Consider the following 20,254-nt stretch of genomic DNA (forward strand, 5'->3'; position numbering starts at 1 on the left):
TAGGTCCGGGAATGTCACAAAATCAGCTACCGAGCCCACTCATCGGCTCCGTCGATGATCTTGTGATGGCTCTCGCCCCGGAGAGCCTCAGCCCGGTTCCGCCCCGTGGTCAGTAGGTGTAGCCGGGTCAGTGTGGATCGTTCCAGCGGGCGGGCCCGGTGAGGCCGATCAGCCTCAGGCGTTGGAGCAGGTCGGCGGGGGCGTTGGACGCTCTCAGTCGAGCGGGGGCATGGCGGGTGAGCCAGGCGGTGAGAACCGCCAGCTTCTCGTCCTTGTCGTACCAAGTGCTCCAGGGGAGTTCGTCGGCGAGCAGGTCGTAGTCCCACGTGTCGACGGCCTCTGCGAGGTTCCGATCGGCGGTCGGGTGCTCCAGCGTCTCCCAGACGTCGAGCCAGGGACTCAGCTCGCCGGACGCCTCGACGCACATGGCGAGGGTCAGCGAGGTGTGCCCGACGGGGCCAGCGGTGACAAGGCTGTGGGCCCAGAACGCGTGCAGGAACTCCCACACGGCCGCGGCCTGTTTCCGGGGCCATTCCTGCCAGTCCGCTCGGGCGAGCGAGACGCCGATGTCGTCCCGGTACCCGAACGACTCCGATCGGCTGTCGAGGAGAGCGCCGGCGAGCTGAGGCAGGATGCGGCGGAGCACCGAGGCGTGGTCGCGCCAGTCCGACGGCTGCCAGGCCCGCCGGAGAAGGTCGGGGTCGAGCCTCACGTCCGGCACCTTGAGAAGGGCGAGCTCCTCCGCACTGCCCCAGTGGCACTCGCAGTTGAACTCCTCGGGCTGCGCAACCGCTCCGCGGAAGACTGCGAGGCCCTCCAGGGCCGCGTCGAGGCGAGCCTTTGCACGTCGAGCGTGAACCTCGGTCATCGGCGTCTGCCTTCACGTACTCCGCGGGAGCGCGCCCGCGAAGATCCCTACGCTACCGGCCGCCGGGAGGATGCGCCCCAGCAGGGCTGCCCTCATCTGCGGCTGGCTCACTGCCGCAGGTTGCGGCAGACGGCGTCACAGGATCAGCGACAGAGCCACTGACGCGGCTCAGCTCAAGGCTTCTGCCACGATGTGGGAGTGGAAGCTGGGGCATGAAGTGACTGGCCGACCCGCGCGACGCAGACTTATGGCGGGCCCGAGACAACTTGCCGGCCCGCCGAGTCCAGTGCTGCGAGCGGAAGGATCACTGGGCCGAAACAGGAACCTGCCGTCGTGAGAGAGCCAGCCTTCGCCGTTCTCGGTCAAGGTCGATGACGACGACCGAGACTGCGTCGCCGACCTGGATCACGTCCTCTGGTGTCTTCACGGGCGTCCATGCGAGCTCGTCGAGGTGGACCAGTCCCTCGATCCCGTCGGCCACCTGGACGAAAGCGCCGAATGGAATCAGCTTGGTGACGACTCCGCGCAATGTCTGACCCACCGCATGGCCGTCAGCGAAGACCTGGAAGGGATCCGGCTTCATCGCTCGCAAGGACAGCCGGGCCTCTCCGTTCCAGGTGTCGAACTGAAGGAACTCGCAAGAGACGTGCTCCCCGACCTGCACGATGTCCGATGCTGCTTCGAAACGGCTCCAGGAGAGTTCGGGGATCGTGATGAATCCGACGCCGGGGAAGACCGGGTGGTCAGGGCCGTCGTCCAGTGCCACGAACACGCCGAACGACTCGATGGCCGCGATCGTGCCGGAGAGGATCTCGCCACGGTCGAGTCGGTTCAGAAACGTCCAGAGTTCCGGGTTCTCGGTGGCGGCCAGTGACAGCCGGACGTGGCCTCCTTCCAGGTCGACGGCGAGCACTTCGGCAGTGATCCGCTGACCGACCTGAACGGCTTCGGCCCGAGGCCGTCCCCAAGGCAGGTCGAGCGGCCAGACGGACCCCAGCGGCTTGGCGGTGAATCCGTCCAGCGTCACCGCCACCCCATGGGAGCGGGTGATCTCGGTTGCCACCCCGCTGCATAGGTCACCTACGTGGATCGTTGACAGAAAGCTCCCTATAGCTTGATCGTCCGACGCTTCATCCATGACGGCAGCCTTTCACGGAGGCAGTACGTCGGCTTGAAAACTCGCTCTACCCGGAGGCTTGAGGGGACCTGCCCCGAACGGTGGCTCTTCTCGATGCGGATGCGGGTTCGCGAGCCTTGCCACTCACGGCAGCGCTGTCGTCCGGTGCCGCAATAATCCGTGCATGCTGATGATGAGTTCTGGGGCAGGGATGCCCTTCCGACGGACGACGAAGCCACAGATGAGTGCGGCGATAGCCAACCTGCAACCAGGTCGAGCGGTCGTCGTGGAGCGCTCTGACGGCCAGGCTCCTGGTGACTAGTACGTGCAGGTGCTCATGCGGCAGGACAATACGTTCCAGTTGGAGTACCGGGACGGGACACCCAGCCAGCACTATCAGACGCGGACGGTGTCGCGCGAGAAGGTTGTGGACGCCGTGCTCGGCTGGGCGAAGAACGATCCGACCTGGAAGGACGCGTTCATGTGGAACAACATCGGCTCCTACTTCGAGTAGGGACCGACGAGCTCATCCATCTCATCCATCCGTTCGCGACTGGGCACGTTCGCGCGTGCGCCGACGGGTCGGCCAACGGGCGATCTCGTGAAGGATCGCGTCTCGTCCGGCTGAGGTGAGTCGGTAGTAGGTACGGCGGCGTCCGGGGCCGCGTCCTGGGGTGGCTCTGGAATTCCAGGACGCGTCGTCTTCGACTCGGTTGGTGATCCAACCTGCCGCCTGTAGGCGGTGGAGTTGTTCGTAGATGTTTCCGGGGTCGCGCTTGAGCCGGTCGATGACGAGCGCGCCGTAGCATTCCCCATCGCTGTGGGTCATGAGGTCCTTGAGCAGAGCGAGCATCGCGGCGGTGATTCGGAGCCTGGTGACGGGGATCTCCGTGAACGGGCTGACGGAGCGACGCGGCCGGGGGAATTGCTGTTGGGCCGCAGCTGCCTGGTGTTCCGCGAGTCTGTCGAGCTCGTGGTCGGCGATGGACTTGGCCATTTGACTTCGGATGTGTGGCTTCTCCAGATGGTCGAGGAGCCGCCTTCCTCGCTTCGTCGGTTGCTGCGGTGTGCCCCCTGTCGAGCGGACGAAGATCTCGGCGCCGATGTCGCGTTCGAGGCGTTGAAACTGGACGACGAGTGTTCGGGGCGGGATGCCAAGATGCTCGGCCGCTGCTTTGAGGGTCGGGAAGACCATGGCGATCTGAAAGCGGTGCAGTCTCTCCCAGCCGCCGAGGCTTCCTTCAACGGCGGCTCGGATGTCCTTTGCAAGCCGACCGTCCAAGCGATTGATCATCTGCTCCGAGCTGTGGATACCTGGCGGGCGGGGCGTAACCCCCAGCCGGTGCAGTGCGTTGTTGACAGTCATCTGGGTGGTTCCGAGTTCCTCCGCGATGGTGCTCGTCGACTTCCGCTGCCCGTGATACTGGTCGCGAAGCCAGGCGGGGTCGTTGATGGCCGGCGCTTTGCCCTTGTTGAGGGGAATCTTGTGCGAGCGGGCGGCTTGGGCGAGGAGGGATCGGCTGAACCCGGTCTCGGCGGCGAGGTCATGGAGGGTGCGGTTCGCGCCCACGTATTCGTGTTCGAAGAAGTCCCGTGTGGCGATCCGGGGCATGGCCTGTCGGCGCTTCCAGGACTGGGGCAGGGCGCGGGGGCTCCAATCCCGCTCGGGCCGGTCGAGGTGTTGGAGCGCGAGTGCGACGTGTTCGACGTGGACGCCCAGGACTTCGGCCGCCTCGCTGACGGGCCGCTGGTCTTCGATCACGATCCGGCGGATCGTCGTGGTGTCCAGCGTGGACGGGAGTGCTCCGGGCAGCGTCAATCCGTGGGCGAGATCCAGGGGCGGTGACCAGGTCACCGGTTCGTCGATCTCCAGGTCGTCCAGGATCCGCTGGGCGTGCCCGGCGAGAGCCGACCGCAGGGGCAGAGTGAGTTGGTGGGTGAACGTTACGTAGCGGCTGTGGTCGGAGCTGCCGGTGAAGCCGAATCGGTGCCCGTCCACGCCGAGGTCCGCGCCTGTCAGCAGCTGCAGGAGATGGCGTTGGGCGTGCAGGTGGCGGCCGCGGGCAGTCTGGTCGTCGCGGGGGCTCTTTCCCGGGTGGAAGCCGGCTTCGCAGGCCAGGTCCCGCCATTGCGGCCAGGTGATCAGCGAGTGTGCGGGAATCCGCTCGCGGCGTCGCTGGTAGTCGATCGGAGAGCCGCAGGTGTCCAGGTAGTCGGCTATGCGGCAGAACGCGGCCAGAACATCGGTGAGGCCGGACTCGGGCAGATCGCCGAAGCTCTGGAGGAGGACGCTGAGGTGGGCGGAGGTGACGCGGCGGTTGAAGTGAGTGGTCAGGTCTCTGTAGGCACGTTCGGACGACCCGGGTATCAGCAGGCATGTGGCTGCGGTCGCACGGAAAAGCTCGGACCGGAAGCCCGATCGGAGTGGCAGTAGGAGGCCGGCCCAGTCCGGCCAGATCAGGTGCGGGATGTGCCGCCCCCTTGTCTCGGCCGTGCGGTTGCCGGGCTTTCCCGCCTGCGGGGTGGGCGATTTGAATCTCAACCGGTCCATGGGGGTCATGTCGGTATCGATCGATTGCAGGAAGCGGTTCGGGAACGGTCCCTTCATCGTCTTCCACCGGTGGAAGTTCATCCCTGCAGGCACGACTCCGGTCCGTGTACGACGTCCGCTGGAGAGTTCGCGCACGGCGGCGACTCCGGCTTCGTGATCGGCACCGAGAACAGTCCGGGCCATGTCGAGCACGACCGCGACCAGGGGAGCGTCCGCCTTCGGCAGCCGCCCGTTCAGCACGAGCAGGGTGGTCCGAGCGCGGCCCGGTGCGAGTTCGGCGGCACGGGCCTGCCAGTCGGTTCCCTCGTGGCCCATCAGCCAGTAGGCGACGGCAGGGAGTTCATCCAGCGTGATCGCGGAGTCCAGGTCGCCGTTCCGGTCAGCGTCCCGCTGGAGGCCGTCGATCCAGTCCTGGGCTTCCAGGGCGACCTGGGGAGCCGGGATTCCCGAAAGCGCGGCCAGGTCGGTGCCGCAGCGCGTGCTCCGATGTTGAGGCTGGTAGGCGCACGTCCCTGGTGGAAGTTCCTCGGTTCCGCCGGGCAGGTAGACCCTCAGTGTCCTCGCGCAGGACGGGCAGCTATCGAGTAGCAGAAGGCGGTGACGGGTGCAGGCGACCGCCCAGTTGGACCGCCAAGCGAGCAGCCATCGGCCGCCGTTCTCGCCCAGACAGACCGGACAGAACCTCGTGCCGCCGCCGACGAGCGTCATCCTCATTGCCTGACCTGCAAGTTGGACGGAGCGAAGTCCTCCCTCGGGCATGCCGGCCACACATTCCATCCGCCGCCAGGACTCCTCGGGAGTGGCCTTGATCAGGCGGTGGATCGAACGTGCGCGCTCGGGAAGACCGAGTGCGGGCAACAACTGGCTTGGGGAAAGCCGGTGTCTGCGGGCCAGTTCCTCGATCCAGGAGTCCACGCTCTCGCCGTCGATCGGGGCGGCCCTGAGCGGAACCGTGTTCACGTCGCCGGTCACCTGCCGGCCCCTTCCTTCTTCCGTACCCGCTTCTTGGTCTCAGCGGCGCGGCGTTTCCGGGAACGCTCCGCGGCTTCGTCGATCCGGATTGTCTCCAGCAGTTCTCGGCTCAGCGACTCGGTCCCGTTCGCGATGGCTTTGAAGCACCCTCGGGTGACCAGGGTGATCAACGAGCCAATGTGTCCGCCGGTCCGCTCGAACAGGTAGTCGTCCAGGGCGACCAGCTTGCCCGGCCGTGCCTTGGCCAGGATCAGCTGCTTCTCGATCGCTTTGATGAGTCCGGTCCAGCTGTCGTCCCGGTCGAACGACGCGACCTCCAGGCGGGTCCAGCGGGCTGCGGTCTGGGCGAGTGCGGTGGACTCACCCGACAGGCCCTCGTCGAAGAACCGGCGTTCGGTCAGCCCGACGCCCGCGTAGATGAACGTGACGGGCAGTTCGTTGGCCAGCCACTTCAGGTGGTTGCTGACCGCCAAGCCGTCCTTGCTGTTCTGGTTGATGAAGTGGACGTCGTCGATGATCCCGATGCGGGTCTCGCATTTGAGGACGCAGTCCAGTGCGAAGGTCGCGAGCTGGGCGGCGGTGCCGTTGGCCGCGCCGGGATGCCCGTAGAACTCGCAGATCATCTTGTTCAGGGTCCGCAGGGTGGTGTTCGAGGTCAGGCCGACCCGGAAGACCGGTATCCGTTCGTCGCCCGCTTCGGTGGTCTCGCCGCCCAACTGGCGGGCGGTCCGGTCGTAGTCGCGTGCGAACAGGTTCGCCATTGTCGTCTTCCCCAGGCCGGGGAATCCGTCGATGACCGCCGCTCCGCGGACCCGGTCGCTGTCCTGCCGGTTCGAGGCGACGATGAGTTCCAGTTCCTCGCGGACCTGCTTGAGCTGCGGCGTTGCGATCGTGCCGAAGTTCGCGTGCCAGTCGTGCCGGGAATCGTTGTAGTGGGCGCGTTCGAGCGGTGCGAGGCGGGTCAGCGCGGTTGGCGACATCCGCTCCGGCCGTGTCCGGGCCGGTGTGTCGGTGAAGCGGCGCCAGCCCTGCTTGCGCGAGAGGCTGTAGGCGGTGGTCACTCCAGCACCTCCAGCGCGTCGTCGTAGTAGCCGTCGATGTCGTCGAACAGCTCGTCCTCGCTGTCGCCGTCGCCCTCCAGCTGAGGACTGGAGCTCTGTGCGGGCAGCCGGGTCGGGAAGTCGTCATCCTGGGCGGCGGGCGGCAGCGGGGTACCGGAGCGCTCAGCGGACAGGCGGGCTGCCATCCGGCGTTCGCGCCGGTCCAGGACCTGCCCGTTGTCCCAGCGCTGGAGGACCTGCTTGAGCGCGGCCACTGGGTCGGTGAAGCGATCGTTCCGAGCTGCAAGCGCACGGGCGTACTGGGCGGCCTCTGCCGAGAACGCGGTGCCCAACATGGGTGTGTGCTCCCACTCCAGGCAGTGCCAGGACCCGTCGGCCGGTTCCTGGAAGTAGACCGAGCGCACGTCCTCGTCGTTCACGCGGATCGGCCACTTGCCGGCCTGGATCCCGCCGTAGGGGCTGGCCTGGTTGCGGTGCCCGTCAAGGGCGGGCCCGTTGTAAAGCAGCCCGTTCACCTCGACGCCGTAGTGCTGGATCGTCCGCCAGGCCACCCGGTGGAACTCCAGCGCGAGCTCGGGCCGAGCGGGCAACCGCAGACGCCCCGCCTTGCCGACACCGAGAGTGAACATCTCGTTCGGCGACAAGGCCAGACCCGGCCACTCCGGGATGGTGAGACCGTCGTGCTTGCCGGTGTGGTGGACGGTGACGATCCAATCGCGAATCACGTCCTCCAACTCGTGCAAGAACAGGAACGCCTGCTCTTCCAGCCCGATCCCCCGGCTGTGCAGGTCGGGCCCCTTGTAGGCGGGAAGGTGCTGGATCAACCCCTCCCGCAGAGTCCTGAAGAACCGCTCGACAGTGGGCTTGTCGGTCGGCTTCTTCGGCTGGGCGGGCTGGATGGAGATGCCCAGCCGCGCGCAGACTCCGATGACATGCGACGACAGGAACGCCTTCCCATGGTCGACGACGAGTGCCTCCGGCAGGCACCACGATTCCTCGGCCCCGTGCTCGGTGAACACCAGCCGCTGCGGGACTCCGTGCGGCGACCCCAGCACGGACCGTCCACCACTGCGACCGGTGATCGACTCGAACAGCACGCCGGCGACGTCGACGGCCTTGGTGGATACCGGTGTCACCCTCAGCCCCAGGATCTGCCGGTCGAAGAGATCCTGGGCGACTGTCAGCTGAGCACGTACCCAGCGGCAGGTGACTGGCTCCATCGCAAACACGTCCAGGTCCTGAGTGTCCAGGATCAGCTACTCGCCCGGACGGGTCGCCCGCAGCCGTCCGTAGGTTCCCTGCGGGCGGGAAGCGATCGACCGTCGGCCCTTCGCCGAACCGGACACGGCATTGCGGCCCTTGGCCAGCTCCGCCAGCCGCCGGTAGGCCGTCGTCTTCGGCGGAACCTGGACGGCGCCTTCGCCGTGTTCGCGTTCCAGACGCTCCGCGACCCGCAGCAGGACCGCGCTCCGGGTGGGTGTCGACGCGTCCACCCCGGCGGCCAACTCCGCCAGCACTGCCGCGTCCCAGCGCGGATCGACCGAGCTGCGGCGCCCGGTCCGCTTCCGCTCGTCCACCAGCGCGGCCTCGCCGGAGGCCCGGTACGCGGACACCCAGTTCTCCACCGTCCTGACCGAGACCTTCAGCTCGGCAGCCTTCGCCGCGTACTTGTCTTTCAGCGCCGCCTCCGGGGCGAATTGCGGACGCGGTTCACCCGGCCTTGCCGACTCCGCGTGACCGGCGGCAAAGCCTGTCAGGACCTCGCGAACGTGCCCGGCGCGAGCAGTCACCTTCTCCCGCTCGTCCGCCGACAGGCCGGCCAGCACCAACCCGGGGTCGTCGGCGTCCACGGGCCCGGACCCCACTCCGCGGGCCCGAGCCACGAGCTCCGCCAGTGTCAGAGTGCGGTAGCCGCCGTCGCCGAGCGCACGCACCATCACCGACCGGCCGTCGAACTCGACAACCTGAACCGGGTCTCCATCGAGCAGCAGCGTCGCCCCAGCCACAATCGTGACAACATGCCCGTTCACGCCACCACCCCCAGCCGGACCTGGGTGGCGCCGCCCAGTGGGCGCGACAGATCCGCCAGCAGCCAGCCGCGCCAGAGCAGATGCAGGATCACCGGCCGGATGACGGCCGCCTCCCCCATCCCGGGCAGCGACCGCTCAAGGTGCGCGACCGGAACCGGCTCGTCCACGGCACCGATAACCGCCTCGGTCAGCTCTGGGTCGATCATCGCGTCGCGGCGGTAGCCGGCCAGGAAGCGCACGTTCTCCAGCAGCACCGGGTCGGCTGAGGACCACACCTCGAAGTCCCAGCCCCTAGCGTGGGCCAGGCGCTCAGTCCACGCGAACTGTCTGGCCACCTTCGGATCGTCGAGGCGGTACGCGGCCTTCACGTCCACCACGGCCACCGAGCCGTCCGCACGGCCGAGCAACAGATCAGGAACATGCCGACGTGTACGGCTGCCATCGGACCACTCAAGCCAGAACGGCTGAGCAGCGATCGAGACGACCTGCGGATCATGGTCGGCCAGCAGGATACGAGCCAACTCCAACCGGCTCTCGTAGACCACGTGCCCACCCGTCGTCGCCGACCAGTACCACCCCGAGTAGCACTGCCGACCCGCGAACCAGCGCATCTCCCGCACCGGCAGGCCCGCCAGAACGTCGTCGACCGACACCCGATCCAAGGAGGTGTCCACGAAGGCACCGCTCTCACCGCGGTAGCGCACCGCCACATCAGAGGCCGACGGCACGGATATGCCCTCGGTGATTAGAACATCAGACCAGCCAGTCATGGCGCGACCATCTCCCGCCCGACGGACCGGGGCGGGGCGAACCGGCTTCAGATCACCCGTGATGGTGAAGAATCGAGGAATCGGTAGGCGCGCCCGCCGAACCGCCCCCTCACCGCCCCATTGATCTTGCACACACGCAAGGTAGACGCAGATTCAGTGGGAAAGCGCACGGAGAAATGGGAACCTACATGACCGCCGGGTGCTCAGGGGCGGGCGTAGAAGTCCGGCCGTCCCATGATCCAAAGGCTGGCCTGCTTGATGGCCGTGCCGGGGCGGGGGGCCTCGATCATCTGGTCGTCGCCGAGGTAGATGGCGACGTGGTAGATGTCGGCGGCGCGGCCGGTCTTGGTCCAGAACACCAGGTCTCCGGGGCGGAGTTGGGCGTAGCTGACCGGGGTGGACTCGGCGTACTGGTCGGCGGCGAAGTGGGTGAGCGCCTTGCCGCCGCGGCGCCAGGCCATCATGGTCAGGCCGGAGCAGTCGTAGCCCCCCGGGCCCTCGCCGCCCCAGATGTAGGGCAGGCCGACGACGGAGCGGGCGAAGGCGAGGGCGGCCGCGGAGCCGCCCGCCGACCAGGCGCTCTCGCGCTGCTGCGGGACGGCGTGGTGCCGGGCCGCCTCGGCGGCGGCCGCGGCGGCGGCCCGCTGCTCGGCCTCGGCCTGGGCCCGGCGGGCGGCCTCCTCGGCCTCGCGGGCGGCGATCGCGTCGAGCGCCTCCTGCCGCTGCCGTTCGAGTTCGACGGTGGTGTTGCGGGCGGTGGCGAGTTCGGCGAGCAGGGTCTCCCGGCGGGCGGCGGTCTCGGTGACCTTGGCCTGCTGCTCGGTGACGCGCCGCTGGGCCTGCTCCTTGGCGGTGCGGACCGCCCCGGCGGCGGCGCGGGCGGTGTCCTCGGCGGCGCGGGCCTCGTCGGCGGCGCGGGCGGCGGCCTTCGCGGTGGAGGTGGCGTCGTCGAGGATCTGCCTGGTCCGGGCTCCGGCGGTGCCGACGGCGGCGGCCCGGCCGGACAGCGAGGCGGTGCCGCGCGGGTCCAGCAGGGCGTTGACGGCCGAGAGCTGCGGGGTGGCGCCCTGCCGGTAGATCTCGGCGAGCAGTTCGGCGGCCCGGTCGGCGGCCTCGGTCCGGTCGGCTTCGGCGGCGGTCGAGCGCGCGGCGGCGCCCCTGGAGGCCTCCTCGGCCCGGCCGAGCCGGACCAGCGCGCCGTTGTACGCCTCGACGGCCTGTTCGGCGCTCTGCCCGGCCTGCTCCAACTCCCGCTGGGCGGCGGCCAGTCGTGCTTCGACGGCGGCGGTGTCGGCGGCCTTGGCGTCCGCGTCGGCGCGGGCCCGGTCGACGTCCTCGGCGGAGGGGAAGTCGGGCTGCGGCGGGTCGTCGGCGGGCCGGGCGGCGCGGACGGCCTCGGGGGCGCCCGCGGGGGCGGCCTCGGGGGCGGCGGCGGGGGCGTTCGCGGCCGGGAGCAGGGCGAGCACGGCGGCGGTGGCGAGGAGGAGGGTGGGGAGGAGCCTGCGCGGCATGACGGTCCCCTCTCGGCGGACGGTGGCGGTTCCTGACGATCAGCCGGATGTCGCATGAAGTGATCATCCGCTGACGCACCGCAAGATTCTCAGACCCGGCGGCGGCGCAGCGCCACCGCCATACGGCCGCCCGGGTGAGATGTCGGATTGTCGGAACGGGCCGGTGCGCCGCACGGACGGGACGTCCACGAACTCTACCGGCCGGGAGCCGCGCCGCCCCCGGTTTCAACGCTCCTTCAACAGCACCACCGCCAGCACCGGTACCCCCGCCAGCCCCGGCACCCCCGCCGACACCGGTCAGCGCACCCGACCCGAGGGCCGCCCCGGCCCGGTCGCGGTGGTCCGCGGCCGTCCGGCCCGGACGGTGCGCCGCCGCCGTTGGGCCCGGGCCCGCCGCGCCGGGTCGCCGTGCGCGGCCCCGGCCGCCCCCTCGGCGCCGGGGCCACCCGTCGCCCAGGCCGCGCCCCGCCCGGGACGGCGGCGGTGGGCCAGCGCCCGGGCGGCCATCCGCTCGGCCACCGCCTGCGCCTTCGGGTGGCCGGCCGGGACCTTGTCGGGCGCCCCGGCGATCAGGTCGAACAGCCAGGTGCGGGCCCGGTCCGTCCGGGCGTGCAGTCGGCGTTCGCGCCGGATCGCGCGCGCCATCCGCCGGGGGCGTCCGGTGTAGCGCCAGCGCGCCCACGGGCTGCCGGGGCGGCCCAGCCGGATCGCGCCGATCCAGGACAGGCCGGGCACCATGATGCCGAGCAGCCCCGTCCAGACCTTGCCCTTGAGCAGCGCGACCAGGGACACCAGCGCGTTGACCCCGATCACCGCGACCAGCCCCCAGCGGGTGTCCTGCCCGGGGACGACGCCGAGCGGCACGTAGCCGGTGAGCAGCAGCGCGGTGAGCAGGATGCCGAGGATCACCGCGTCCACCGACTTGCGGCCCTGCTCGCTCCAGTACACGTCGTCCAGGTGCAGGATCAGCGCGAACTCGTCCAGCACCAGCCCGCAGCCGATGCCGAAGGACAGGCCGAACCAGTCGGTCCAGGGGTGCCCGCCGTAGGTGGCGAAGGTGCCGATGCCGCCGAGCAGCAGGAAGCCCAGGCCGAACACCATGTGGTGGATGTGCAGCCCGCCGGGGGTGATGTTGCCGGGCCACCAGCGGACCTGGGCGCGGATCATCCGGGTGCTGAACCGGATGAACGCGAAGGAGGTGATGAACCCGACCAGCAGCAGGAACAGCGGCTGCTTGTGGGCGTCCACGATGTGGTGGCGGTAGCCGTCCAGCAGTGCACTGATCATCGGGTGGTGCCTCTTCTTGCAGGGGGTGACGCGGGGTCGGGAGCCGCGGGTGCGCTCGGCCGCCCGGCGCGGGATCAGCGCGTGCGGGGAGTCCCGGTCGCTCGCGCCGGGGTTCTTCAGGAACAGCCGGGCCACCTCGCCGCCGAGGTTGACGCCGATCGCCAGCGCCAGCGCCAGCGCGACCGCCCGGGAGGCGGAGACCAGCCCGGACCCGGCGTGGCCCTGGGCGAAGGCCAGCATGCCGAGGTAGAGCGCCGAACCGGGCATCAGCGGCCCGATCGCCGCGGTCACGTACGGCAGCGCGGAGGCCGACCGGTAGCGGGCCAGCAGCTGGCCGAACAGGCCGACCAGGCCGGCCGCCAGGCCGGTGGCGACGATCGCCGAGACGCCCGCGTTGTGGGTGAGCACGCCGTACGTGGACCAGCCGACGGCGGCGTTCAGCACCACCATCGGCAGCGCCCGCCGGTCGGTCTGCAGCAGCATCGCGAAGGCCAGCGCCAGCACCATCGCGGCGACCAGCTGGACCGGCGGGTTGGCGGTGCCGCCCAGGCTCTCGTCCGGCCTGAGCCTGGCGTTGTAGTTGACGCCGACGTACAGCACCAGCATCACGCCGATGACGATGCCCGCGATCAGGTACATCACCTCCAGCAGCCGGGCCGCGGCGGTGATGTAGAAGCCGGTCAGGCCGTCCTGGACGGCGGCGACCATCGCCCGGCCGGGCAGCAGCGCGAACAGTCCACCGGTGATCACCACCGAACCGCGCAGGTGCAGTTCGTTGAAGGAGAGCAGGATGCCGCAGAGCGCGGCGGGCATCGCGGCGATCACGAACTGGTAGAACTCCGGCAGCCCGCGGCGGGCGACGGCCGAGGCCAGCCGGTCGCCGACCACGGCGGTGGTGAACGCGGAGACGAACACCAGCCAGGCCGTGGAGTCGACCTGCCCGCCGACCAGGAAGGACGCCGCCCCGGCCAGCAGCCCGGTGGCCACCGCCATCAGCCACACCGGGTACGGGTGCCGGTTGCGGCGGATCCCGGCGAGGCGCCGGTACGCGTCGTTGACGGTGACCTGCTCGGCGGTGATGTCGGCGACCAGCTCGTACACGGCGGCCAGCCGGGTGTAGTCGGAGGTGCGGCGGCGCACCACCCGGTCCGCGGTGACCGGCGGGTCGATCAGCGAGGGCTGGTGCGAGATCGAGATCAGCGTGAAGGTGACCTGCGGCTCGCAGTGGTCGAGCCGGTACGCGTGGGCGATGCCGAGCATCGCGGCCTCCACGTCCTCGGCGGCCTCGCCGCTGGCCAGCAGCAGTTCGCCGATCCGCAGCGACAGGTCCAGCACCCGCGGCACGTTGCGCTGGGCCTGCGCACCGGCCGCGGGGTGCAGTTCGCGGGCGGTGCGCTCGAACGCCGGGCGCTCGGCCATCGGCGTCCGCAGCAGGGTGCGCATCCGGTCCGGCCAGGGGGCGTCGCCGGGGGCGCCCTTGTGCAGCTCGGCCAGGTCGATGCCGTGGGACGGGGTGTAGCCGGCCGCGTTCCACTCCTCGGGCGTCAGGGTGTCCTGGAGCAGCGGGTTGCGGCGGGGCCGGGCGGCCTCGGCGGACTCGGGGAGCGGGAGGTGGCCGAGCAGCCCCTCGGTCTGCAGCGGCTCCGGCGCGTGCGGCACGCTGACGGTCCGTCCGATCGGCGGCGCGTCCGGTCCGAGCAGCCCCTCGGTGGGCGGCGCTTCCTGCGCGGGCGCGCCCTCCGGCTCGCGATCGGACACGGCACTTCCTCCACCACCCCGGCCGCCCGCCCGGTCGGGGCGGCCTCCTGGCCTCCACCTTGCCCGATCGGCGGCGCGGGTGCGAACAGCGCGTGACGTGGGCCGCGCCACCCCGGCCCGGCCCCCGGCCCGGCCGTCCGGCGCCGGGAGGACATGCCCCGCACCGCTCCGGGGCGGCGGGTCGCGGATCGGACACAATGGCCGGTGATGAGCGAGCAACGGACGGTGACCGGCACCCCCGGGGACAGCGGCGGCGAGAGCGTCACCACGGTGGTCGTCGCGGGCCTCTGCAACCTCGGCATCGCGTTCGCCAAGGCCGTGGCGGGCGCGATCAGCGGCTCCAGCGCGATGCTCTCCGAGGCCGCGCACTCCTTCGCCGACACCGTCACCGAGGTGCTGCTCTTCCTCTCGCTCAAGCGCAGCGCCCGCCCCGCCGACGACGAGCACCCGCTCGGCTACGGCCGCGAGCGCTACCTGTGGGCGCTGCTCGCCTCCTTCGCGACCTTCGTCGGCGGCGCGGTGTTCTCGATCCACGACGGCATCCACACCTTCCAGTACGGCGAGGAGCTGGGCAGCCCGGCCCTCTCCTACCTGATCCTGGCCGTCGCCTTCGTCCTGGAGTCCGTCTCGCTCTCCCGGACGGTCCGCCAGCTGCGCGGCGAGACCCGCCGGCACCGGGTCGGCGGCTACCGCTACCTGCGGCACACCCCGGACACCGCCGTGAAGGCGGTCTTCCTGGAGGACTGCGCCGCCCTGGTCGGCCTGCTGTTCGCCTTCGGCGGCCTGCTCGGCGCCCAGCTCACCGGTGACGCCCTGTGGGACGGCCTGGCCTCCGTGCTGATCGGCGCCCTGCTCGCCTGGGTCGCCTACGTCCTGGCCCGGGACAACGCCTCGCTGCTGATCGGCCGCTCCCTCCCCGAGCGCGACGAGCGCGCCATCACCGAGGCCCTGACCGCCCAGCCCCAGGTCGTCCGGGTCCTCGACCTGGTCACCAGCGTGCACGGCCCCGATGACGTCCTGGTCGCCGCCAAGGTCGACTTCGCCGACCTCGCCACCGCCACCGACATCGAGACCGCCTGCGACCGCGCCGAACGCGCCGTCCGCCACGCCGTCCCCTCCGTCACCCGGGTCTACCTCGACCCCACCCCGCCCCGCACCTGACCGGCCGGGCGGGGCGGGGAGCCGGTCAGAGGCCGTAGTCGTCGACGATCTTCCGGTGGCGGGCGGTGTCGGCGCCCGCCGCCTCGGCGAGGGCGGGCCAGGCCAGCGGGTGGGCGAGGTCGGCGGTGAGGGCGGTGAGGAGGGCGTCGGCCTGGGCGGCGGTGGCGGTCGGGGGGACGCCGAGGGCCGCGTAGACGCCGGGGAGGCTGCCCTCGGGGTCGGCCGGGTCGGCGGTGCGGTAGGTGTCGCCGCTGTAGACCCAGACCTCGTGCCCGGCGGCCCGGACGGCGTCGCGCAGGGCGTACCACCGCTCCGGGTCGGGGCGGACGCCGTCGATCCAGTAGGTGGTGTAGCCGGCCGGGTCGAGCAGGGTGAGGAACTCGAAGACCGGCCGCCAGTCCTCCTGCTCGGGCGAGCCGGGCTCGGGGCGGTCGTTGAGGACGGCCGGGGAGAAGACCGCGACGTCGCCGTGGTTGAGGTCGAGATCCTCGCCGAGCACCGGCAGCACCTTGGCGGTGGCCGGGCCGGTGCGCAGCGCGGGCAGGTCGGTGGTGGTGCCGTTGGCCCGGGGGACGCGCAGCTCGATCAGCTGCCACTGCTCCTCGACCGGGCCGCTGTCGGTGTCGAACTCGATGCCGATCCGGGCGCCGGCGGCGCGGACGGCCGCCCAGTCCCGGTTGGCGGTGGCGGCGGTGATCAGGTGCCACAGGTCGGGTTCCTGGACGGTGCGGTACGCGTCCTCCTCGCCCGCCTCGGCCGGGTCGAGGGCGTGCTCCAGCAGTTCCAGGTACAGCCGCTGGGCCTCGGCGTGGTCGCCGCGCCGGGTCGCGGCGGCCGCGGCCAGCCGACGGGTGTTGAGCGCGTCGGGCGAGTGGACCAGGACGGCCGCGCACTGCTCGCCGACCTCCTCCCAGCGCCCCTGGGCGGCGGCCCAGCGGGCCCGCAGCCAGTGCGCGTCGGACGGGTCCTCGGGGGTGGCCCGGGCCAGCCGGGTGGCCAGCCGGTCGACGCCCTCGCCGTCCTCGGAGTCGATCAGGAGCTGGCCGAGCATGCCGGTGAGGTACGCGTGGCCCGGGTCCAGTTCCAGCTGGGCCCAGGCGAGTTCGGCGACGGCCCGGGTGTGGCCGAGCGCGCCGAGGGCGCCGGCCAGGTTGACCACCAGGACGGTGTCGGGGCGCTCGCCGCGGGCCAGCGCGGCGGCCAGCAGGTCGGCGCCGGTCTCCGGGTCGGGGCGGTGCTCGGCCAGCCAGGCCGGCAACTCCTCGACCGGCACCGGGAGTTCGGGGAGCGGCAGGGCCTCGGCGGCGGCCCGCAGCGCGGCCACCTGCTCGGCGACGCCCTCGGTGCGGCGCAGCTGCCCGAGCTTGCGCTCGCCGGTGCGGGCCAGCGTCAGGGCGACCTCGCGGGCGCCCCGGGCGAGCGCCAGCCGACCGGCCCGCAGCACCAGGTCGAGGCACGGGCGGTGCGACCCGGCGGTGTCCAACTCGCCCGCCCAGGAGGCGAGTCGGGCGCCCAGCGCGGCGTCGTTGTCGAACTCACCGGCGGCGGCCAGCAGTTCGACGGCGGAGGACCAGCGGTGCCGGATGTCCGGGTACCGGTCGGCCTCCTCGGCGTCCGGCAGCAGCTCCAGCGCGGGGCCGGGGCGGCCGAGCGCCGCGAACTGCAGGGCGCGGCCGGCCGCGAGCTTGCGCCGGTCGTCGTCGTCCGGCCGGTTCCCGGCGGCGACGTGGGCGCGCTCGGCGGTGTCGTACGCGTCCAGCGCGTCCTGGTGGCGGCCGAGCCGGTGCAGGGCGGAGGCGCGGCTGTGCGCGAAGGAGAGCGAGACCCGCTCGCCGGCGGCCGTGATCCGGGTCTCGGCCCGGTCGAGGTGGGTCAGCGCGTCCGCCGGGCGGCCGTCGTCCTCCAGGGTGTCGGCGTACTCGCGGGACAGGCAGTCGAAGCAGGCCCGGGCCGGCTCGACCCGCTGCAGCGCCTCCTCCAGCACGGCGAGCCGCTCCGGGACGTAGCCGGGGCCGTCGATGTTGGCGTGGCAGATGGTGAAGTCCTGGACGGCGCACACCGACTGCGGGCAGGACGCGGTCTCCTCGCGGTGCGCGAACTCCAGCAGCGACACCGCCTCGGACAGCGCGGCCTCGCCCTGGTGGCGCTTGTTCAGCAGGTTCTGCAGCCGCCAGTGCCGCAGGAACACCTCCACCCAGGGCAGGCCCAGGGCCCGCGCGGAGGCCAGCGCCTCCGGGTACATCGCGTCCAGCTGCTCGTTGCGGCCCTCCACGGCGTGCCCGGCGATCTCGGCGAGCGCGTCGGCCAGCCGGTGCTGGCCGGACTCGGCGAGCTGCCGGTGGGTGTCGTGCACCCAGGACCAGATGTCGGTGGTCATCGTTCCTCGTCCCCCTGCGGAAGGTCTGCGGCGTCAGCGGCATCTGCGGCGTCGGCGGCCTCGACGGAGATGGTGTCGGGCACCGCCGACAGCCCGTCGGCGGGCACGGCCGCGGTGAGCGCGGCCACCGCGGTGGAGATCCCGGACAGCGCCGCCCCCAGGTCGCCGCCCGCGGAGCCGGAGGCCGCCGCCATGATGACCTTCAGCGAGCGCAGCAGCGCCGCGGCGGTGGCCGCCCCGGTGTGCCCGTCCCGGTACGCGGCCAGCAGGTCGCGGACGGCCGGCGAGGCCAGGTTCAGGTACAGCCGGGCCCTGACCGCGCCGTCGGTGCGCGCGGTGAACGCCCGCGCCAACTGCAGGGCGGCGGACGGGATGCGGGAGTCCGCCCGGTCGTCCTCGATCCGCGCCTTCAGCTCGGCCTCGCGGTCCGGCACCAGCACCAGCGGCAGCCCGGGCGGGTCGAACCTGGCGGGCACCAGCTGCTCGCCGTCCTCGGTCAGCGCGGCCGCCAGCCAGGCCTGCTGCTCGGCGGGCAGCGGCACGTCCGGGGCCCGGAACAGCTCCTTGTTGCCGCTCTCGCTGCCGAGTTCGACGATCCGGCAGTCCCGCAGCCGGGCGTAGCGGCGCAGGAACGGCAGCACCGCGTACCGGTCGCCGCGGGCGATCGGCACCTGCATCGCCCGGTACAGCATCTCCTCGAAGCCGCCGCCGCTGCCCAGCGCCACGTGCACCGCGCCGGAGCCCGCGGCCCGCAGCGCGCCCGCGGTCAGCTCGCCCTGCGAGGTCGGCACCGGGACGTCGTCGGCGAGCAGCGTGAACAGCCGCTCGTCGCAGAGCGCCGCGCCCAGCAGGTCCTGGCCGTGCCGGGCCAGGATCCGCCGCCAGGCCGCCGGGTGCAGCCGGGCGGTCTCGTACAGGCCGTCCACGATCGCGTCGGCCAGCGCCTGCTGGAGCGCCCGGTAGTGCTCGTCGCGCTGGAGGTCCTCGCGGCTGGCGGTGGGGGTGAGCCGGGTCGACTCGACCACGCCGCCGATGAACCCGGCCCAGCTGGGCAGCAGGTCCCGGGCGTCGTCGGCGAGCAGCATGCCGCGCAGGTAGACCGCCAGGTCCCGGTTGTCGCTCGACCCGTACGTCCCGCCGTCCTGCACCCACAGCAGCCCGACCGCGTCCGTGCGGTCCTCGACGGGCGTCACCGGGAAGGCGGTGAGCGGCTCGAAGCTGCGGGCGAACGCCGAGGCGAAGCGCATCCGGTGCAGGTGCGCCGAGCCCGGCGCGTCCTGCCGCCAGGGCACCGCCACGTCGTTGACCGGCCGCTCGTCCCCGCCGACGTACACCGCGATCGGCAGCAGCACGCAGTACCGGGCCAGCACCTCGCGCAGCGCGTGCTCGTCGGCGAGGTGCGCGTGCTCGGCCTTCAGCCGCAGCCGCACCACCGTCCCCGGCCCGGGCCGCGCCGGGGCCCGCTCCACGCTGTACTGCTCGCCGCCCCGGCTGCGGTAGGTGTGCGCGGCCGCCGGCTCGCGGTGCGAGGCGGTGGTGACGGTCACCTCCTCGGCCACCGAGAACGCCGAGAGGAAGCCGAGCCCGAAGGCGCCGATCAGGTCCTGGTTGCCGGTGAGGTCGCGCAGCATCCGGGTGTAGCCGGTGCCGACGGTCGCCAGGTACGCGTGGATCTCCGGCTCGGTCAGCCCCGCGCCGTTGTCCTCGATCGACACCGTCCGCGCCGCCGGGTCGCCGGTGACCCGGATCAGCGGGCGGTACGCCCCCTCCGGGTCCTCCAACTTCCGCCGGGTGTGCGAGTCGTGGGCGTTCTGCACCAGTTCGCGCAGCGCCACCAGCGGGGTGGAGTAGAGGTGCGTGGCGAGCACTCCCACCAGGCCGCCGAGGTCGACCTCCGTGGTGCGGAGATCCGCCGAGTTCTCGGACGCGGGGAATTCGGCGCCACTTCCGTCGGCTCCGGAAGCGGGGGGAAGGCCATCAGACATAAGGCCCCAGTGTGCCAGTACGACAATCGGGGGACCACTGCTTTCCGATTTCCCGTTCCTGTCGATCCTCGGTCAACCCGGCGTTGACGTGCGGAGATCGCGGCGGACCTGCCCGGAACGGTGAAATCCCTTGTCAGCGCGGTGTTCTGCGGACCGGCGCCGGTCACTCCCGGTCCCGGCGCTATTCCACCGGAGTGACACCTTCGGGCGAACCCGCGTGCCCGCACTGGAACCCGAACGGCCCCGTGGGCAATCCTGATGACGCGACGCCAGGAACCGGCGCGAACGGGGCGGCCACCCCGCAGCGCCACATTCGCACCAGTTAGCAGGGAGACCACCGTGTCCCGTATTCGCGCAGTCGCCGTCGTCGCCGCCCTCGGCGCCTTCCTCCTCGCGGGGGCCGGCACCGCCGCCGCCGACAACGGCGCGGGCGCCGACCACTCCTCGAACAGCGGCGTGGTCGGCACCATCGGCTCCGGCAACATCGTCGGCCCGGTGCACGGCAACGCCAACGGCACCCAGCAGACCGCGACCGGCTCCGGCGCGAGCAACCAGAACAACACCCTCGCCGCCACCGACAACACCGGCGGCGTCGGCGCCCTCCAGTCCAACGCGAACCTGGCGCACACCGTCTACTACCCGTTCGTCCTGTACTAGGCCGCCCGCGGGCGGGGGCGCGGGGAACCGCGCCGCCGCCCGCACCCCGGCGAGCGCCGCCGAAATCCCTCCGCAGCCCGCTCACCTGCCCGTCCGCCTCCCTGGACACCGGAAGCTACTGGCGATTAACTTGAGCGAGCAGCCGCCGA

The 20,254-nt window shown here is 71.6% G+C and carries 12 protein-coding genes and 1 pseudogene; 2 read left to right on the forward strand and 11 right to left on the reverse strand.

Translation table 11 applies throughout. The features are described 5' to 3' along the window. Positions 1-127: 127 nt before the first annotated feature. From HUT16_RS15130 to HUT16_RS15175, 9 genes and pseudogenes are all read right to left on the reverse strand, one after another. Complete coding sequence (locus HUT16_RS15130) at positions 128-868, reverse strand: hypothetical protein (protein ID WP_176188701.1); 741 nt, start codon at positions 866-868, stop codon at positions 128-130. Positions 869-1,172: 304 nt separating this feature from the next. Then, positions 1,173-2,006: a S1 RNA-binding domain-containing protein gene (locus HUT16_RS15135; RefSeq protein WP_176188702.1), complete on the reverse strand. Its 834-nt coding sequence runs from the start codon at positions 2,004-2,006 to the stop codon at positions 1,173-1,175. A 514-nt stretch (positions 2,007-2,520) separates the two neighbouring features. Next, positions 2,521-5,508: a TniQ family protein gene (locus HUT16_RS15145; protein ID WP_176188703.1), complete on the reverse strand. Its 2,988-nt coding sequence runs from the start codon at positions 5,506-5,508 to the stop codon at positions 2,521-2,523. After that, complete coding sequence (locus HUT16_RS15150) at positions 5,505-6,569, reverse strand: TniB family NTP-binding protein (RefSeq protein ID WP_176188704.1); 1,065 nt, start codon at positions 6,567-6,569, stop codon at positions 5,505-5,507. The genes HUT16_RS15145 and HUT16_RS15150 overlap by 4 nt, the downstream gene beginning before the upstream one ends. Continuing rightward, the gene (locus HUT16_RS37395) at positions 6,566-7,798 is read right to left on the reverse strand and encodes a Mu transposase C-terminal domain-containing protein (protein WP_217712064.1); all 1,233 of its coding nucleotides are present in this window, start codon (positions 7,796-7,798) and stop codon (positions 6,566-6,568) included. The genes HUT16_RS15150 and HUT16_RS37395 overlap by 4 nt, the downstream gene beginning before the upstream one ends. A gap of 27 nt (positions 7,799-7,825) precedes the next feature. Next, positions 7,826-8,599: a helix-turn-helix domain-containing protein gene (locus HUT16_RS37400; protein ID WP_217712065.1), complete on the reverse strand. Its 774-nt coding sequence runs from the start codon at positions 8,597-8,599 to the stop codon at positions 7,826-7,828. Continuing rightward, positions 8,596-9,369: a TnsA-like heteromeric transposase endonuclease subunit gene (locus tag HUT16_RS15160; RefSeq protein WP_217712066.1), complete on the reverse strand. Its 774-nt coding sequence runs from the start codon at positions 9,367-9,369 to the stop codon at positions 8,596-8,598. Before HUT16_RS15160 ends, HUT16_RS37400 begins: the two co-directional genes overlap by 4 nt. Positions 9,370-9,572: 203 nt before the next feature. Next, positions 9,573-10,880, reverse strand: coding sequence for a C40 family peptidase (locus tag HUT16_RS15165; protein WP_176188705.1), 1,308 nt, complete (start codon positions 10,878-10,880; stop codon positions 9,573-9,575). Positions 10,881-12,209: 1,329 nt separating this feature from the next. Continuing rightward, a pseudogene (locus HUT16_RS15175) lies at positions 12,210-13,925 on the reverse strand (threonine/serine exporter ThrE family protein); the annotation flags it as partial. A gap of 207 nt (positions 13,926-14,132) precedes the next feature. Here HUT16_RS15175 and HUT16_RS15180 point away from each other — a divergent pair. Next, a complete protein-coding gene (locus HUT16_RS15180) occupies positions 14,133-15,086 on the forward strand; it encodes a cation diffusion facilitator family transporter (RefSeq protein ID WP_176188706.1) in 954 nt (317 codons plus the stop codon). A gap of 25 nt (positions 15,087-15,111) precedes the next feature. Here the strand turns inward: HUT16_RS15180 and HUT16_RS15185 are convergent, their stop codons facing one another. Both HUT16_RS15185 and HUT16_RS15190 read right to left on the reverse strand, forming a co-directional pair. Continuing rightward, positions 15,112-17,463, reverse strand: a complete 2,352-nt coding sequence (locus tag HUT16_RS15185; RefSeq protein ID WP_176188707.1) for a hypothetical protein — start codon at positions 17,461-17,463, stop codon at positions 15,112-15,114. Then, entirely contained in the window at positions 17,460-19,331 is a 1,872-nt protein-coding gene (locus HUT16_RS15190) for an ATP-binding protein (protein ID WP_254897817.1), read from the reverse strand. The genes HUT16_RS15185 and HUT16_RS15190 overlap by 4 nt, the downstream gene beginning before the upstream one ends. Positions 19,332-19,787: 456 nt before the next feature. Here HUT16_RS15190 and HUT16_RS15195 point away from each other — a divergent pair, with 456 nt between their 5' ends. Next, complete coding sequence (locus tag HUT16_RS15195; RefSeq protein WP_176188708.1) at positions 19,788-20,105, forward strand: hypothetical protein; 318 nt, start codon at positions 19,788-19,790, stop codon at positions 20,103-20,105. Positions 20,106-20,254 lie beyond the last annotated feature (149 nt).

This window comes from Kitasatospora sp. NA04385, from assembly GCF_013364235.1.
GTDB lineage: Bacteria > Actinomycetota > Actinomycetes > Streptomycetales > Streptomycetaceae > Kitasatospora.

What these genes read in the sequence shown, in the direction of transcription:
- HUT16_RS15130 (WP_176188701.1), bottom strand. Translation starts at nt 868, where the DNA reads ATGACCGAGGTTCACGCTCGACGTGCAAAGGCTCGCCTCGACGCGGCC.
- HUT16_RS15135 (WP_176188702.1), bottom strand. Translation starts at nt 2,006, where the DNA reads ATGGATGAAGCGTCGGACGATCAAGCTATAGGGAGCTTTCTGTCAACG.
- HUT16_RS15160 (WP_217712066.1), bottom strand. Translation starts at nt 9,369, where the DNA reads ATGACTGGCTGGTCTGATGTTCTAATCACCGAGGGCATATCCGTGCCG.
- HUT16_RS15165 (WP_176188705.1), bottom strand. Translation starts at nt 10,880, where the DNA reads ATGCCGCGCAGGCTCCTCCCCACCCTCCTCCTCGCCACCGCCGCCGTG.
- HUT16_RS15180 (WP_176188706.1), top strand. Translation starts at nt 14,133, where the DNA reads ATGAGCGAGCAACGGACGGTGACCGGCACCCCCGGGGACAGCGGCGGC.
- HUT16_RS15185 (WP_176188707.1), bottom strand. Translation starts at nt 17,463, where the DNA reads ATGACCACCGACATCTGGTCCTGGGTGCACGACACCCACCGGCAGCTC.